The 15106-nt window shown below is 57.8% G+C and carries 13 protein-coding genes; 3 read left to right on the top strand and 10 right to left on the bottom strand.

What is annotated here, in order from left to right; all coding sequences use genetic code 11:
- Positions 1-70: 70 nt before the first annotated feature.
- On the bottom strand, positions 71-892 hold the full coding sequence (locus LBW88_RS22495) for an SDR family oxidoreductase (RefSeq protein ID WP_224934314.1): 822 nt from the start codon (positions 890-892) through the stop codon (positions 71-73).
- Between the two features lie 95 nt (positions 893-987).
- On the opposite strand from LBW88_RS22495, the gene LBW88_RS22490 reads away from it, so the two are divergent.
- Positions 988-1890, top strand: coding sequence for a LysR family transcriptional regulator (locus LBW88_RS22490; RefSeq protein WP_224934313.1), 903 nt, complete (start codon positions 988-990; stop codon positions 1888-1890).
- 1 nt (position 1891) lies between these two features.
- On the opposite strand, the gene LBW88_RS22485 is transcribed toward LBW88_RS22490, so the two are convergent.
- Positions 1892-2533: a hydrolase gene (locus tag LBW88_RS22485; RefSeq protein ID WP_034819796.1), complete on the bottom strand. Its 642-nt coding sequence runs from the start codon at positions 2531-2533 to the stop codon at positions 1892-1894.
- A gap of 253 nt (positions 2534-2786) precedes the next feature.
- Between LBW88_RS22485 and LBW88_RS22480 the strand changes: the two genes are divergently transcribed.
- On the top strand, positions 2787-3704 hold the full coding sequence (locus LBW88_RS22480; RefSeq protein WP_224934312.1) for a bestrophin family protein: 918 nt from the start codon (positions 2787-2789) through the stop codon (positions 3702-3704).
- A 92-nt stretch (positions 3705-3796) separates the two neighbouring features.
- Here the strand turns inward: LBW88_RS22480 and LBW88_RS22475 are convergent, their stop codons facing one another.
- From LBW88_RS22475 to LBW88_RS22460, 4 genes are all read right to left on the bottom strand, one after another.
- A complete protein-coding gene (locus LBW88_RS22475; protein WP_224934439.1) occupies positions 3797-4642 on the bottom strand; it encodes an alpha/beta hydrolase in 846 nt (281 codons plus the stop codon).
- 397 nt (positions 4643-5039) lie between these two features.
- Positions 5040-5387, bottom strand: coding sequence for a hypothetical protein (locus LBW88_RS22470; RefSeq protein ID WP_224934311.1), 348 nt, complete (start codon positions 5385-5387; stop codon positions 5040-5042).
- 26 nt (positions 5388-5413) lie between these two features.
- The gene (locus LBW88_RS22465; RefSeq protein ID WP_224934310.1) at positions 5414-6763 is read right to left on the bottom strand and encodes a cation:proton antiporter; all 1350 of its coding nucleotides are present in this window, start codon (positions 6761-6763) and stop codon (positions 5414-5416) included.
- Between the two features lie 53 nt (positions 6764-6816).
- Positions 6817-8025, bottom strand: coding sequence for an MFS transporter (locus tag LBW88_RS22460; protein WP_224934309.1), 1209 nt, complete (start codon positions 8023-8025; stop codon positions 6817-6819).
- Between the two features lie 92 nt (positions 8026-8117).
- On the opposite strand from LBW88_RS22460, the gene LBW88_RS22455 reads away from it, so the two are divergent.
- Entirely contained in the window at positions 8118-9047 is a 930-nt protein-coding gene (locus tag LBW88_RS22455) for a LysR family transcriptional regulator (RefSeq protein WP_224934308.1), read from the top strand.
- Between the two features lie 152 nt (positions 9048-9199).
- Here LBW88_RS22455 and LBW88_RS22450 read toward each other — a convergent pair whose 3' ends face one another.
- From LBW88_RS22450 to kdpB, 4 genes are read right to left on the bottom strand one after another with little or no spacing between them, the layout of a single operon-like run.
- Positions 9200-9697, bottom strand: coding sequence for a TIGR00645 family protein (locus LBW88_RS22450; protein WP_034819827.1), 498 nt, complete (start codon positions 9695-9697; stop codon positions 9200-9202).
- A gap of 54 nt (positions 9698-9751) precedes the next feature.
- Complete coding sequence (kdpD, locus tag LBW88_RS22445; RefSeq protein WP_224934307.1) at positions 9752-12427, bottom strand: two-component system sensor histidine kinase KdpD; 2676 nt, start codon at positions 12425-12427, stop codon at positions 9752-9754.
- A 45-nt stretch (positions 12428-12472) separates the two neighbouring features.
- On the bottom strand, positions 12473-13045 hold the full coding sequence (kdpC, locus tag LBW88_RS22440; RefSeq protein ID WP_224934306.1) for a potassium-transporting ATPase subunit KdpC: 573 nt from the start codon (positions 13043-13045) through the stop codon (positions 12473-12475).
- 11 nt (positions 13046-13056) lie between these two features.
- Positions 13057-15105, bottom strand: a complete 2049-nt coding sequence (gene kdpB, locus LBW88_RS22435) for a potassium-transporting ATPase subunit KdpB (protein ID WP_224934305.1) — start codon at positions 15103-15105, stop codon at positions 13057-13059.
- Between the last annotated feature and the right edge of the window lies 1 nt (position 15106).

Genomic DNA, 15106 nt, shown 5'->3' with positions numbered 1-15106 from the left:
TGTTGTGCGCTAAGTTTGGCAGCGATGCTGCTTCCCTGCCTGTTACTCCGTGCGGTAATGCGAACAGCTTCTACACATCCGCACGATAGGCTATCGCTTTTTGTGAACGCAATTCTGCCAGGCGTCGTTCCAGTGCGGCTTCGATATTGTCATAAGCCGTACTGCCCAGCGCCAGACGCAGCGGCATGGCGGGTTGATCCAGTGTGGCGATCATCGCCGTGACAGATTTTGCGGCATCACCTTTGATCGCGAACTCGCCGGACATAATCGCGCGGCGCACTTCACCGGAGGCGGTGTCCTGGTAAACCTCCTGCGCCTCAGCAACATCCAGCCCGGCACCAAAGTTGGTAGCGGTCGGGCCCGGCTCCACTAGCAGAAAATCGATACCAAAGCTGGCGACTTCCTGTCGCACCGCTTCAACAAACCCTTCGATGCCCCACTTGCTGGCGTGATACAGGCTAAAATTGGGATAGGCTACCTGCCCGCCCTCTGAGGAAACTTGCACAATGCGCCCGCCGCCCTGCTGGCGCAACAATGGAATGACCGCGCGGATCAGCTGGATTGAGCCGGTAAGATTGGTAGCGATCTGGCGATCAATCTGCGCATCGCTCAGCTCTTCTGCCGCACCAAACAAACCGTAGGCGGCATTACTCACCACCACATCAACGCGTTCCACCTGCGCAAAGGCTTTGGCGATAGCGGGCGCGATGCTGACAGTGTTCGCCAAATCCAGTGCGATCACTTGTAGCTGTTCGCCGTATTGCTCCTGCAAATCTGCCATCGCTGCAGTGCGGCGTACACATGCCTGTACGCGATCGCCGCGTGCCAGTAACTCTTCACTCATCAAACGGCCCAGCCCACTGCTGGCACCGGTAATTAACCAGGTTTTCATTTTCACGCCCTCCAGTTGAAAACCTGATGGTAGATCGCTTTACTGGTGGTTATCGTCTCCCTAATCGCGCATGACCTGGTGAGGAAATACCACCAATGAGAAGACCTTCCTGGCATGAACTGCAGGCCATTAAAACGCTGGGTGAACAGCGCAGCTTTCGGCGCGCCGCCGAAATGCTCGGCCTGAAGCGATCTTCACTCAGCCATTTGGTGAAAACGCTGGAGCACAACCTCGGCGTGCAGCTGTTTCAGCGCACTACCCGCAGCGTGTCGCTCACCGATGCCGGGCAACAACTGTTGGATCGGCTGGCACCGCTGCTAAATGAGATGGATGAGGTGCTGCACGATGTCAGCGCCCGCCGCCAACAGCATGTGGGCACGTTGCGCATCAGCGCCAGCGACGCCGCGATCGGAATCCTGCTGGAAAAGGTGGTGCCCGGATTTTGCGCTGATTACCCCAATATCCAGCTCGATTTTGCCGCGCAGGGTGAACTGGTGGATATCACTGCCGCCGGGTTCGATGCCGGTATTCGGTTATTGGAAGATGTGCCGCAGGATATGGTGGCGATTGCACTGGGCGGCCCACTGAACTTTATCACCGTAGCTTCACCGGATTATCTTGCTGAGTACAACCCCATAGAGCAGCCGCAGGATTTATTGCAACAGCAGTGCATTCGTCATCGTTTACCGAGCGGGAAACGCTATCGCTGGGAGTATGAAAATGCGGGAGAACGCTGCGAGCTGGATGTGCCGGGCACGATAACGTTAGACAACAACGCGCTGATGACCCGTGCGGCCATCAGCGGATTGGGTATTGCTTATGTGCCATCGCTTTACGCCGAAGCGGCGCTGCAATCCGGCCAGTTAGTGGAACTGCTCGCCGACTGGCGGGTGCAGTCGGCAGGTCTGGCCTTGTGGTTCCCGCCTAACCAGCATCAGTCGATGGCGCTGCGGCTGTTTATCGATGCACTGAAAAGCAGCCTGCCGCGCCAACCGTAACTTAAGCCTGACGCTGTGGTGCTTTGTGCACCATGGTGTAAGCGTAATCCACGCCCATACCGTAAGCGCCGCTGTGTTCACGTACCAGATCCATCACCGCGTCGTAGGTCTCTTTACGTGACCAGTCACGCTGATACTCCAGCAACACTTGCTGCCAGGTGACCGGCACTGCCCCAGCCTGCACCATGCGTTGAATTGAACGTTCATGGGCATCGACGCTGGTGCCGCCGGACGTATCGGTCACGACGTACACTTCAAAGCCCTCTTTCAGCGCCATCAGTGCCGGGAAGGTCAGGCACACTTCAGTCCACAGCGCAGAGATGATTAGCTTCTTACGGCCGGTTTTCTTCACCGCTTCAACGAATTTGGCATCTTCCCACGAGTTCATCGAGGTACGTTCGATTGGCTTGGATTCCGGGTGCACCGCCAGCAGTTCTGGCCAGATGTAGCCGCTAAAGCTTTCGGTTTCTACAGAGGTATAAATCACCGGCACGTCGAAAACTTTGCCCGCTTTTGCCAAAGCGACGGTGTTATTTTTGAGCTGCTGGCGATCAATGTTAGCGACGCCGAAAGCCATCTGCGGCTGGTGGTCGATAAAAATCAGGGTTGAGTTCTGTGGGTCGAGCAGGTCAAGTTTAGACATGGTGTATTCCTCTAAAGTGTTTTTAAATTTGTATGATGTGCTGCTGGAATAAACTTTAGAGAAAGGGGCCGGAAAGAGATAACGCAAAGAATTTTACAACTTGTTCAAAGTGTTTTTAGAAGGCTGATTTAAAAAGAAAAATCCATCCATAACACACCGTTTTTCGCCTTAAATCACCCGATTTTCACATTGCGTCCGGTGTAATAGCGGGCGTAACCTGTGCCAACAAAATCATAAAAAACACCATCGCAAAATGATCGTACGTCCTCATCAACACTGGTTCCTCCGGCTGTTCGACTGGCACGGCTCGGTACTGGTAAGCATTGTCTTTCGCCTGTCACTCAACCTGCTGATGTCGGTGATCGCCATCCTCGGCTATCCGTGGTACTCCACTTTTGGCATCCACCTTACTACTGCGCCGTTTAGCTTGATTGGTGTGTCGATTGCGGTTTTCCTCGGCTTTCGCAACAACGCCAGCTATGCGCGCTTTATCGAGGCCCGCACATTGTGGGGCAATATGCACATCACTCAGCGCTCGCTGCTGCGCCAGATAAAATGCATACGCGGAATCAGTGAAGTGCAGGTGCAGGAGTTTATCGGGCTACAGCTGGCGTTTAGCTGGGCATTGAAACACCGGTTACGTCAAACCGATGCCAGGACGGACTTAGCGCGCTTGCTGCCGGAAAAATGGCGCGGTGCAGTGCTTGGCAATCCGATGCCAACCTCGCAGACGTTGTTATGTATGGGGGAATGGCTGGCGCAGCGGCGTGATGAGGGTCTGGTGTCGGATATTGTCTGGCAGAGTATTGATGACAATCTCAATCATCTGTCGGCTTATCTGGGCGGCTGCGATCGCCTTGCCAGCACGCCGATTCCATTTGCCTACAGCCTGATTCTGCATCGCACCGTGTACCTGTTCTGCACCCTGCTGCCGTTTGCGCTGGTGGCAGATCTGCATCTGATGACGCCGCTGGTGTCGGTGTTTATCTCGTACACCTTCCTGTCGCTGGAGTCACTGGCGGAAGAGCTGGAAGATCCGTTCGGCACTGCGCCCAACCATCTGCCACTGGATGCGCTGTGCGTGAATATCGAACGTAATTTGAAGGCGATGAACAATGATTTCCCGCTGCCGGAACCGCGCCAGCCGGATGAGCATTATAATTTGACGTAATGCGTCCAATTGCCCGATGCGCATAAATGCGCACCCTACGAAAACCGTACAATATCGTCGTAGGGTTGCCATTCAAGGCGACCACAGCTCAGTTAACTGTGCAGATCCAGCCAGCGCACATACGCCTGATCCCAGAGCGCAGCAGGCGTACCCGCTTTCCCCAGACCAAAGCCGTGCCCGCCGCTGCTCAGTTCAATCAACTCCACCGGCACCTGCATACGACGGCAGGCATCGCGCATCATTTCGGTGTTGTGCGGATTCGAGGTGTGATCGTCTTCCGCCTGAGCGAGGAACGTCGGCGGATACTGGCGTGTCACGTAGTTTTGCACTGACCAGTTGGCTTCCTGGGTTGGCGTGGCGTGTTCACCGACCATCATCAGGTGCGTTTTGGTGTTCTGATAAGGCGCTTCGAGGGTGATCACCGGATAGATTAGCCCGACGCTATCCCCCGTTGGCCGGATTTGATCGAGCGGGTCTTGCGCCGGGTAAGTGACAAAATCGGGACGCGCCGCGGCCATACCGAGCAGGTGCCCACCCGCGGAGAAGCCAAGCAGATGCACTTTGCTCTCCATCGAACGCACCAGGCGAATCGCGCGCTGCGCATCCTGCAGCGGCGCAAGATTCCCTGCCTGCCATTTCTCGCCCGGCAAGCGATAACTCAGCACATACACGGTGTAACCGTTGGCATTCAACCAGCGCGCCACCGGCCAGGCTTCACGCCCCATGCCGACAAAGCGGTAGCCGCCGCCGGCCGCCACGATCACTGCTTCGCCGTTGGGGTTTTCCGGGCGGAAACGCTGAATCGCGGGGGAGACGATGTTGGTCCATGAGCCATTCATACTGACTTTCAATAGCCCAGATGGCCCACCGCCGCCCGGCGGATCGTCTGGCCACAATGGGATGATGTCATCGCGGGCAAACAGTTTGCCCGTGGTCATCGACAGGGCCGTTGCCCCGGTTGCCAACAAAAAGTGACGCCGTGTGAGTTTCATGCCCGGTAGCCAGTATTGAAAAATATGTCAGCCTTGTGGGCTGCGTCTCGTTATGTGATACGTGTCAACTTTCAACGCTGGCGATTATGTACGCATTTTGTACAAAAGATCCATAGAAAAAGCGCCCATAAAGGCGCTTATTTTATAGTGAATCCGCCAAACTTTTGCCGCTACATTAAAGCGGGCACTCGAGATAACGTTATTAGTTAGACGCTGAAATCCCCTAAATAATTCGAGCTGTGGCAAGGCGGCAAGTGCGTGAGTCCCCGGGAGCTTACTGCAGTGAGTGACCGGGGCGAGCAAACGCAGCCAACGCCGCCACAGTTCGAAGTATGACGGGGATTTAATCCTGCTGCTGGAATTGGGTCATCACTGTTTGCTCACACTGCTGCTGATTATGACGCAGCTGCGTGCGTTCGTCCTCGCCCAGTTCCAGCCAGGCGCTAATCACTTCCTGCGCGATTTCTTCATTAAATTCAGGCTTATCCACCGCAGACGAAGACTGACTGGCGGCCAGCTGAGACTTCATCTTCGCAGTATAAGTATCCAGGTCGCTGGTCTTCTTTTCGCTGCTCACCAGATGACACAGCTGGCTGGCATACACATTCTCTTCGCTGGTGTTATCGCCATCGGCGGCGAAGACGCTGGCGGAGAGTGAGAGCCCCACAAGGGCAATGAACAAGGCTTTCATAACAGGCTCCAGTAATTTCCAGAAAATCACTTTTGATGATGTTGCGCACGTGCCGCCTGACGGGCTGCACGCCAGTTTAACAACGGCGTCACCGTGATGCCGTGCAGCACGATGCTGCACACCACTAACGTCAACGCCATATCCACCATTTGCTCCGCCTGTGGGCCGCGCATGCCGTGCACCCAGGCGTAAGCAATGTAATTGATACTGCCGATGCCGCGAATCCCTAACCAACCGATCATCAAACGGCGCATCAATGGGATGTCGCAGCGCCAGGTGGTGATCCACACGGCTAGCGGTCGCACCACCACAAACAGCAGCAGCGCCAGCCCAATCCCGGTGAGATTCCAGTGCTGCGCCAGCGTGATGCCTAATACCACCATCATGCCCGCGGCCAGCAGGCGTTCGATGGTATCACCAAACGACAACGCATCGCCGACCACCAAACCCATTGATTTGACCATACCGCTGCCACCGTGCGCCAGTCGTTGGTTGGGATTGACGCGCGCTTCTGCTGGCAGGTATTGCTCCTCTTCTGACAACTCTTCTTGTGGATAGTGCTTCACCACTCGCAGTTCGGCTCGACGAAGCCCGACGCCCGCTGCAAAGGTGGCGAGGAAGCCAGAAGCATCCAGTGATTGCGCGGCGGCATAACTCAACGCAATCAGCGCCAGCGTGAGGAAATCATTGGGCGCGATATCCTCATGGGCACTGCGCAGATGCGTCGCCAGTTGACCGATTAATCGCCCCAGCAAATACCCTATCGCCAACCCGCCCGCAATGGCCCACACCACATCCTTGAGCGCCCACTCGCCCAGGTGGCTGAGGCTCATGCTATCAGGTGCCAGCAACAGCAGCGCCAGCATCAGCAACGGCAGCGCCGATCCGTCGTTCATCCCCGCTTCGCTGGAGAGCGCCACGCGCAGCGCATCATCATCACGCGCATCGTTGACGGAAATCAGACTCGCCAACACCGGATCGGTCGGTGCCACAATGGCACCAAACGCCAGCGACAGCGCCCAGTCAAAGCCGGTAATCCAATGCACCAGCAGCGTCATGCCACCCACAGTCAGCAGCATGGCGGGAAAAGCTAAACGGACACCCACCCGCCAGGCATGCGCCTTGAGCGGCAGACGCAGTTTGAGCCCGGTAATAAACAGCGAGGCTGCCATGGCGATTTCAGTGAGGTGGGCGGCCAGGTTGGCATGACCAATGATGTCGAGCTGCAGAAGATTGAGCATCCACGGGCCACACAAGATGCCCGCGAACAGATAAAGCCCAAATGAAGTCACTGGCCCACGGTGTATCCAACCGGAAGCCAGTGACATGAGAAGTAGCAGACCACCGGTGGCGGCGGTCCAGGCCAGGAAGTTCATAACGCTCCGTTTTTAAATAACATTCTCCCTTAAGCCTGGCACAAGATACTCGATCAGTTTTTCAGATGGCGGCTCGCCAGACGGATCATCAGTGCAAGCGCAGCGGCAAGTGTGGAAAGTGCTACCACACCGCTCCAGCCAAAGTGGGCCAACGCCAGACTGCCGAGCGCCGCACCGGTTGCCATGCCAATAAACACCACGGTAAACATCAGCGCATTCAGTCGGCTACGTGCTTCCGGTGCGAGGCTGTACACCAGCGTCTGATGCGCCACCAGCGTGGCCTGCACACCCAAATCGAAACCAATGGTACTGATGATAATCAGGCCGATTTGAGCTGGAACCGGCAAGAGTGGCAGCAGGAACATCAGCGCAAAGGAGACCATCACCAGCGAAGCACCATACTGAGTCACGCGCGCTGGACCAATGCGGTCCGCCACGCTTCCCGCTAGCGGTGCGGCCAGCGCACCCGCTGCACCTGCCAGACCAAATGCACCCGCGACGGCACTGTCAAAATGGAAGCGCTCACTCAGCATTAGCGCCAGCGTCGACCAGAAGGCGCTGAAAGCGACTGACAGCAAACCCTGTGCCAGCGCAGCACGGCGCAGCGTCTGGTGGTGTTGCCACAGGTGCGCCAGCGACAGCAGCAGACGCGGATAGCTGACAGAGGTGCCCGGTTTGAAGCGCGGCAACACACGCCACAGCGCGAGGCTAATCAACAGCACGGCCACCGCCGCCACCATGTACATGGTGCGCCAGCCCAGATACTCCGCCACCACGCCGCTCACCACGCGTGACAGCAGAATACCGACCAGCAAGCCGGTCATCACCGTACCAACGGTTTTACCTCGACTGCGCTCCGGCGCTAGCGCCGCCGAAGCGGGCACGATGTCCTGCGCTACTGTCGCGGTTAAGCCGGTGACAAAGCTGGCGATCAGTAATGCGTTGATGCCGCCAGAGAAGCCACACAGCAGCAGCGCGGCGACCAGCATCAGGCCTTTAATCAGGATAATGGTGCGGCGGTCGTGACGATCGCCGAGCGGCGCCAACAGCAGGATGCCCAGCGCATATCCGGCTTGCGTCAGCATGGGCACCATGCCGACGCTACCAATCCCGACGTTAAATTGTTTGCTGATGATATCCAGCATCGGCTGGCTGTAGTAAATCGATGCCACGCTAAGCCCGGCACCTGCGGCGAGCGTAAACACCAGCGGCGCTGGCAGTTTTTCAGCTGGCAATGCAGTAGATTGCGATATGGCTGACATAGTGAATTCCCCCGTGAAAGTGCGCTTATTAAAGCGCGTCCTTGCCATACGCGGTAGACTGGTCAAACACAGAACTGTTATGCACGGTGCGTATGAGCAATCCAACCAGTATTGACCGCATTGAACTGATGCAGACCTTTATTCGCATTGTCGAAAGTGGATCGCTGTCAGCCGCCGCTGCCCAGCTCGGTACCACGCAGCCTACCATCAGCCGCCGCCTGCAGGCGCTGGAACAGCGGTTAGGGCTGAAACTGATTCTGCGCACCACCCATGCACTCAAACTCACCGACGATGGCGAGCGTTGCTATGCGCAGGCGCGGCAGTTACTGGCCACCTGGCACGCGCTGGAAGATGAGCTAACCGGTTCTAATGACGATCCGATTGGCACACTGCGCGTGCGCGCGCCGCATGCTTTTGGCCAGGACCAGCTCATCGATCCCCTGGTGGCCTATTTACAGCGCTATCCGCGTCTGACGGTGGAGTGGATGCTCAATGACCGCACACCCGACTTCATCAGTGAAAACGTCGACTGCGCGATTCAGGTGGGTGCAGTGAATGATCCCTCGCTGGTGGCGATTCTGCTGGCAGAAGTGCCACGCTTTGTGGTTGCCGCCCCTTCACTGCTGGCACAGCATAAGGCGATTGAGGATGTTAGCCAGCTCACCGAATTACCCTGGCTGGCATTAACCAGCTTTTACCGTAATGAACTCGCGTTACAACGTTTGAGTGATAACCAACCGGTGAACCTGCCGATTGCCCCGCGCCTCGCCAGCGACAGTTTGTACGCCATCCGCAAAGCGGTATTGGCCGGCATGGGGGCAGCAATTGTGTCGTCGTGGGTGGTGCAGGAGGATTTGGCGAAAGGAGAGTTAATTCAGCTGGTGCCCGAGTGGCAAGCCCCGCCGTTGCCGGTGTGGCTGACCTATCCGTGGGCCAGTTATTATCCCGCTCGTATGCGGCATTTTTTCGCGATGATCAGGGAAGTGATGCCGAAACTGGCGGGCACGCAGCCGGTGCGGTGATTAGCCAGGGTGCAATATCATTGCGGTGTTTGACCAGGGCGCCATGAATGGCGCCCCTACGGGGAATGATGCGGATTTTCGTAGGGTGCAGATTATCGGGATTATGTGGATTTTTCGTAGGGTGCGCATTCATGCGCACCTGGAAAACGACATTACTTCTTCTCCACCTTCGACATATTATCCAGCCAGCCCATCACAAAGGCTGACAGCACAAAGGTCAGGTGGATAATCACGTACCACATCAGCTTGCTGTCATCGACATTGCGCGCGTCCATAAAGATGCGCAGCAAGTGGATCGATGAAATCGCGACAATCGAGGCCGCGACTTTGTTCTTCAGCGAGCCGGAATCCATCTTGCCCAGCCAGCTCAGTTTCTCTTTGTTCTCATCAATATCCAGCTTAGAAACAAAGTTCTCATAGCCAGAGAGCATCACCATCACCAGCAATCCGCCGACCAGCGTCATGTCCACCAGCGACAGCAGTAGCAGAATCAGATCGTTCTCAGCAATGCTGAGAATGTTGGGCAACAGGTGAAAAATTTCCTGGAAAAATTTAACGGTCAGCGCCAGCAGCCCCAGCGAAAGTCCAATGTAAACCGGTGCCAGCAACCAGCGCGATGAATACATCAGGTTCTCGATAAAACGTTCCATAATTTCCCATTAATCAACAAACAAGTGGCCGAGTATAACCGAACTTGTGTGAAGTTATTTCAGCGCTTCTTCAGAAATTTCAGGCGCAGCGGGCAGAGGCAGCGACAAGCGAAACTCCGCGCCGCCTTGCGGTCGGTTTTCTGCCCAGATGCGCCCGCGATGGGATTCAATAATGGTTTTGCTGATCGCCAAACCGAGGCCAACGCCCGGCACTGCCGACTCCTTATCCCCGCGCGCAAACTTGTCGAAAATGCGTGTCATGTTCTCCTCGGCAATCCCTGGGCCGTTGTCCCAGACGGCAATCTCCAGCCGCTCTTTGTCACGCCAGGCGCGAATGCCGTGCTGCGCGGCGTTACCGGCATATTTCAGGCTGTTTTCAATCAGGTTGGTAAACACGCGCTCGAGCATCGCGCTATCGCCTTTGATCAGCACCAGCTCCGTCGGCAGATCCAGCGCGAAATCATGCCCTTTTAACGACGGCCCCATACTGCTCAGCGCCCCGCCAACCACTTCATCCAGCGCCACCCACTCTTCGCGCAGGTTAAGCCCGCCAGACTGAATGCGCGCCATATCCAGCATGTTGCTCACCAGCCGAATGGTGCTTAAGGTCTGTTCCCGAATCTGGTTCGCCTGGCCGACATATTTTGAGTTATCACCTGCCAGATCCAGCATCAACATTTCGGCCTGACCAAACAGCACCGTCAGCGGCGTGCGCAGGTCATGCGACAGCGCGGATAATAGCGCATTACGCAACTGCTCACGTTCCGCCGCTAATCTTGAAGCGGCTTCACTTTGCGACAACGCCATGCGTTCCAGCGCATTGGCGATCAGCACCGTGAAGGTTTCGACCAGTCGCTGCTGTTCAGGGATCATCAGCTGGCGCAGGTTTTCCGGCTCCACTACCAATAGCCCACGACAGTGATTGCCGCTCTTTAAGGGCAGAATTTGGTATGGCACCGCAGGCAGCGTATCCGTGCCCGCACCGGCCGGTTGCGCTTTGCTATAACTCCATTTGGCGATGCCAAGATCCGGTGGCGTGCCAACCGTGCTGTCACCCACCGCCTGTAACTCGCCCTGCTCATCCGGCAGCAGCAGTTGGCTGCGCGCCTGCAAGGTGACATCAATCACTCGCTGGCTGGTGGCGGCAATATCCTGCGGCGTGAGCGCGCTGCCGAGGGATTTTGCCATCTCATACAGATGCCGAGCGCGCTGTTCGCGGTAACGCGCCACTTTAGCCTGATAACGCACGCCCGCCGTCAGATTCCCGACGATCACCCCCACCGCCAGCATCACCGCGAAGGTCACCAGATACTGCAAATCTGACACCGCCACCGTGCCGGTAGGGGCAACGAAAAACAGGTCAAAGGCGAGGATGTTGATCACCGTGGCGAACACCGACGGCCAGCGTCCGTAACGCAGCGCCACCAGTACCACCGCCAGTAAATAGATCATCACGCCGTTGGCCGGGTCAAACTCCACCAGCAGCCAGCGGCCGACAAGGGTGACCAGAATGCACAGCGCAATCGCCATCAGGCAGCCGCGCAAGTGCAGCCGCCATTTCTCACTGGTGACACGCTGGCCGGTCAGCGGATGCGGCGCATCGCGTACCGGTTCATCCAGCGCCACCACCAGAAGATCGAGATCCGGACCCAGTTGCCCTAACCGTTGGGCAAAGCTGTCGCGCCGCCAGCGCCGCTGCGGTTGACGACCGGTGACGATTTTGCCGAGATTGTGCTCGCGCGCATAACGCAGCACGGCGCGGGCTTCATCGGGATCGGACAAAGTGGCGGTTTCCGCACCCAGCTCTTGCGCCAGTTGCAGCGTGCGTAAAATGGCACGACGACGCGCTTCCGGCAGGCGGTTGAGACGCGGCGTTTCTACGTACACCGCGTGCCATTCGCTGCCGAGGCGCGCGGCTAAACGCGCCGCGGTGCGTACCAGTTTTTCACTGCCGGTGTCGTCGCCGATGCAGAGTAAAATGGCGTCACGCGTATGCCAGACTTTGTCGCGGCCTTGCTGATCGCGCCAGGCACGCATCTGGTCATCCACGCGATCCGCGGTGCGGCGCAGCGCCAGTTCGCGCAGGGCAAACAGGTTGCCTTTACGGAAGAAGTTTTCAATCGCGCGCTCAGCGCGATCGCCGACGTAGACTTTGCCCTCTTTCAAACGCTGACGCAGATCGTCCGGCGGCAGATCCACCAGCACCACCTCATCGGCGCTATCAAAGAATGGATCGGGCACGGTTTCGCGCACCTGAATGCCGGTCACGCCGCCGACCACATCGTTGAGGCTTTCCAGATGCTGCACGTTGACGGTGGTGATCACGTCGATGCCCGCTTCCAGCAGCTCTTCGATGTCCTGCCAGCGTTTGGGATGGCGCGAACCCTGCACGTTGGTGTGTGCCAGTTCATCCATCAGGATCACCGCCGGATGGCGTGCTAGTGCTGCATCGAGGTCGAATTCCGCGTGACGTGAACGCCCGGTGGCGCGGCGCGGCAATACCGCCAGGCCGTTGAGCAGCGCCGCCGTTTCTTCACGTCCGTGGGTTTCCACCACGCCCGCCAGCACATCAAGGCCCTGCGCGCGTAAGCGTTGTGCCTCCTGCAGCATGGCAAAGGTTTTCCCCACGCCCGCACAGGCGCCGAAGTAGATTTTCAGCTTACCGCGATGGCTGTCGCTGTGATTCAGCAACAGCGCATCGGGATCGGGGCGGGTGATTTCGTCGTTCATCAGTTATCCGTCGTGAAAAGCGCGATAAATCGCGCTATCGATCAATTATCCCTGCAGCGCATCCAGCGCCATATTCAGTCGCAGCACGTTCACGGTCTCTTCGCCGATAAACGGCAGCAGCGGACGCTCGGTATTGCGCGCAATCAGCGCTTCCACATCTTTCAGCGCCATATTGCGTGCCGCGGCGATACGCGGTGCCTGCCACAGTGCCGCTTCCGGTGAAATATCCGGATCAAGCCCGCTCGCCGATGCCGTGACCAGCTCAACTGGCACCGCAGTTGGGGCCTGTGGATTGGCGGTGCGCAGTGCAGCCACGCGCTCGGCCACCGCTTTATCCAGTGCCGGATTGCTCGCCGCCAGGTTGCTGCCGCTGGAGGCCAATGCGTTGTAAGGTGTATCGCCGGTTGCCGATGGACGGCCCCAAAAATGGCCGGGCTGAGTAAACACCTGGCCAATCAGATCAGAACCGCGCTCCACGCCATCCTGCTCAAGCAACGAACCATTAGCCTGCGACGGGAACCACCTCTGCGCCAGACCGGTGGTCAGCAGCGGATAGACCGCGCCGGTTAACAGCGTCAGCAGTATTAACAATACAATAGCCGGACGTAACTGACTCATTTCTCTTCTCCTTAAACCAGACCAAACAGCGTCAGCAGCAGGTCGATGGCTTTAATACCAATAAACGGCACCACTAATCCGCCGACACCGTAAACCCACAGGTTGCGACGCAGCAGTGCGGCGGCACTCATCGGGCGGTAGCTCACGCCTTTCAGCGCCAGCGGGATCAGGAACACAATCACCAGCGCGTTGAATATCACCGCCGACAGAATCGCTGAGTTTGGTGAGTGCAGATGCATCACGTTCAGCATATTGAGCTGCGGATAGGTGGCCGCAAACGCTGCCGGGATGATGGCAAAGTACTTCGCCACGTCGTTGGCAATACTGAAGGTGGTCAGCGAACCGCGCGTCATCAGCATCTGTTTACCGATGTGCACCACTTCCAGCAGTTTGGTCGGGTTGGAGTCGAGATCGACCATGTTCCCGGCTTCTTTCGCCGCCTGCGTGCCCGAGTTCATCGCCACTGCCACATCCGCTTGCGCCAGTGCAGGGGCGTCGTTGGTGCCGTCGCCGGTCATTGCCACCAATCGCCCTTCCGCCTGATACTGACGAATCAATGCCAGCTTGGCTTCCGGTGTCGCTTCCGAAAGGAAATCATCCACGCCCGCTTCAGCGGCAATCGCGGCTGCCGTCAACGGGTTGTCGCCGGTGATCATCACCGTCTTGATACCCATTTTGCGCAGCTCGGCAAAACGCTCTTTGATGCCGCCTTTGACGATATCTTTCAGCGCCACCACGCCGAGTACCTGTGCACCTTCGGCCACCACCAGCGGCGTACCCCCGGCACGCGCCACTTCTTCGACGCTGGCGTTGACTTCCGCCGGGAAACGACCGTTGTTGGCTTCGATATGGCGGCGAACCGCGTCAACTGCCCCTTTACGAATCAGACGATCCTGCACGTTGACGCCGCTCATGCGCGTTTGCGCCGAGAACGGAATAAAACTCGCGCCCATGCTGCTGAGATCGCGTTCGCGCAGGTTAAATTTCTGCTTTGCCAGCACCACGATGCTGCGCCCTTCCGGGGTTTCATCCGCCAGCGAGGCCAGCTGTGCCGCATCCGCCAACTGCTGCTCGGTGACGCCAGGCGCAGGCATAAACTGCGTCGCCTGACGGTTACCCAGCGTGATGGTGCCGGTCTTATCCAGCATCAGCACATCAACATCACCCGCCGCTTCCACCGCACGACCGCTAGTGGCGATGACGTTCGCCCCGAGCATGCGGCTCATCCCCGCCACGCCAATCGCCGACAACAAGCCGCCGATGGTGGTCGGAATCAGACATACCAGCAGCGCCACCAGCACCGTCACGCTCACTGGCGTCCCGCCGTAAGCAGAGAACGGCCACAGGGTTGCCGTCGCCAGCAGGAACACGATAGTCAGCGACACCAGCAGAATGGTCAGCGCGATTTCGTTCGGCGTTTTGCGACGTTTAGCGCCCTCGACCATGGCGATCATGCGATCGAGGAAGGTTTCGCCCGGATTGACGCTGCACTGGATCACCAGCCAGTCAGAGAGAATGCGCGTACCGCCCGTCACCGACGAAAAATCGCCGCCGGACTCGCGGATCACCGGAGCCGATTCGCCGGTAATCGCACTCTCATCCACTGAAGCGCCGCCTTCCAGCACTTCGCCGTCACAGGGGATGATGTCACCCGCTTCCACCAGCACCACGTCGCCTTTACGCAAGGTGTCCGCCGCTACCGGTTTCCACTGCGCGCCGTAGCGCGGTTCAGCCAGCTTTTTCGCATCGCTGGTTTTGCTGATGCCTTTTAGGCTGTTGGCCTGCGCCTTGCTGCGTCCTTCCGCCAGCGCTTCAGCGAAGTTGGCAAACAACACCGTGAACCACAGCCAGATCGCGACACCCGCCGTAAATCCGGCGTTGCCGCTCAGATGACCGGTGAGCATACCGATGGCCAGCAGCGAGGTCAGCACGCTACCCAGCCACACCAGGAACATCACCGGGTTGCGAAACTGCACGCGCGGATCGAGTTTCTTCACTGCATCCAGCACGGCGGTTTTCGTCAGCGCTGCATCAAACAGCGCCAGTTGTTGACGACTCATG

The organism is Pantoea sp. alder81 (assembly GCF_020179835.1).
GTDB lineage: Bacteria > Pseudomonadota > Gammaproteobacteria > Enterobacterales > Enterobacteriaceae > Pantoea.
The sequence above is the reverse complement of the archived record's forward strand: the minus strand, read 5'-3'. Positions and strand labels throughout refer to the sequence as shown.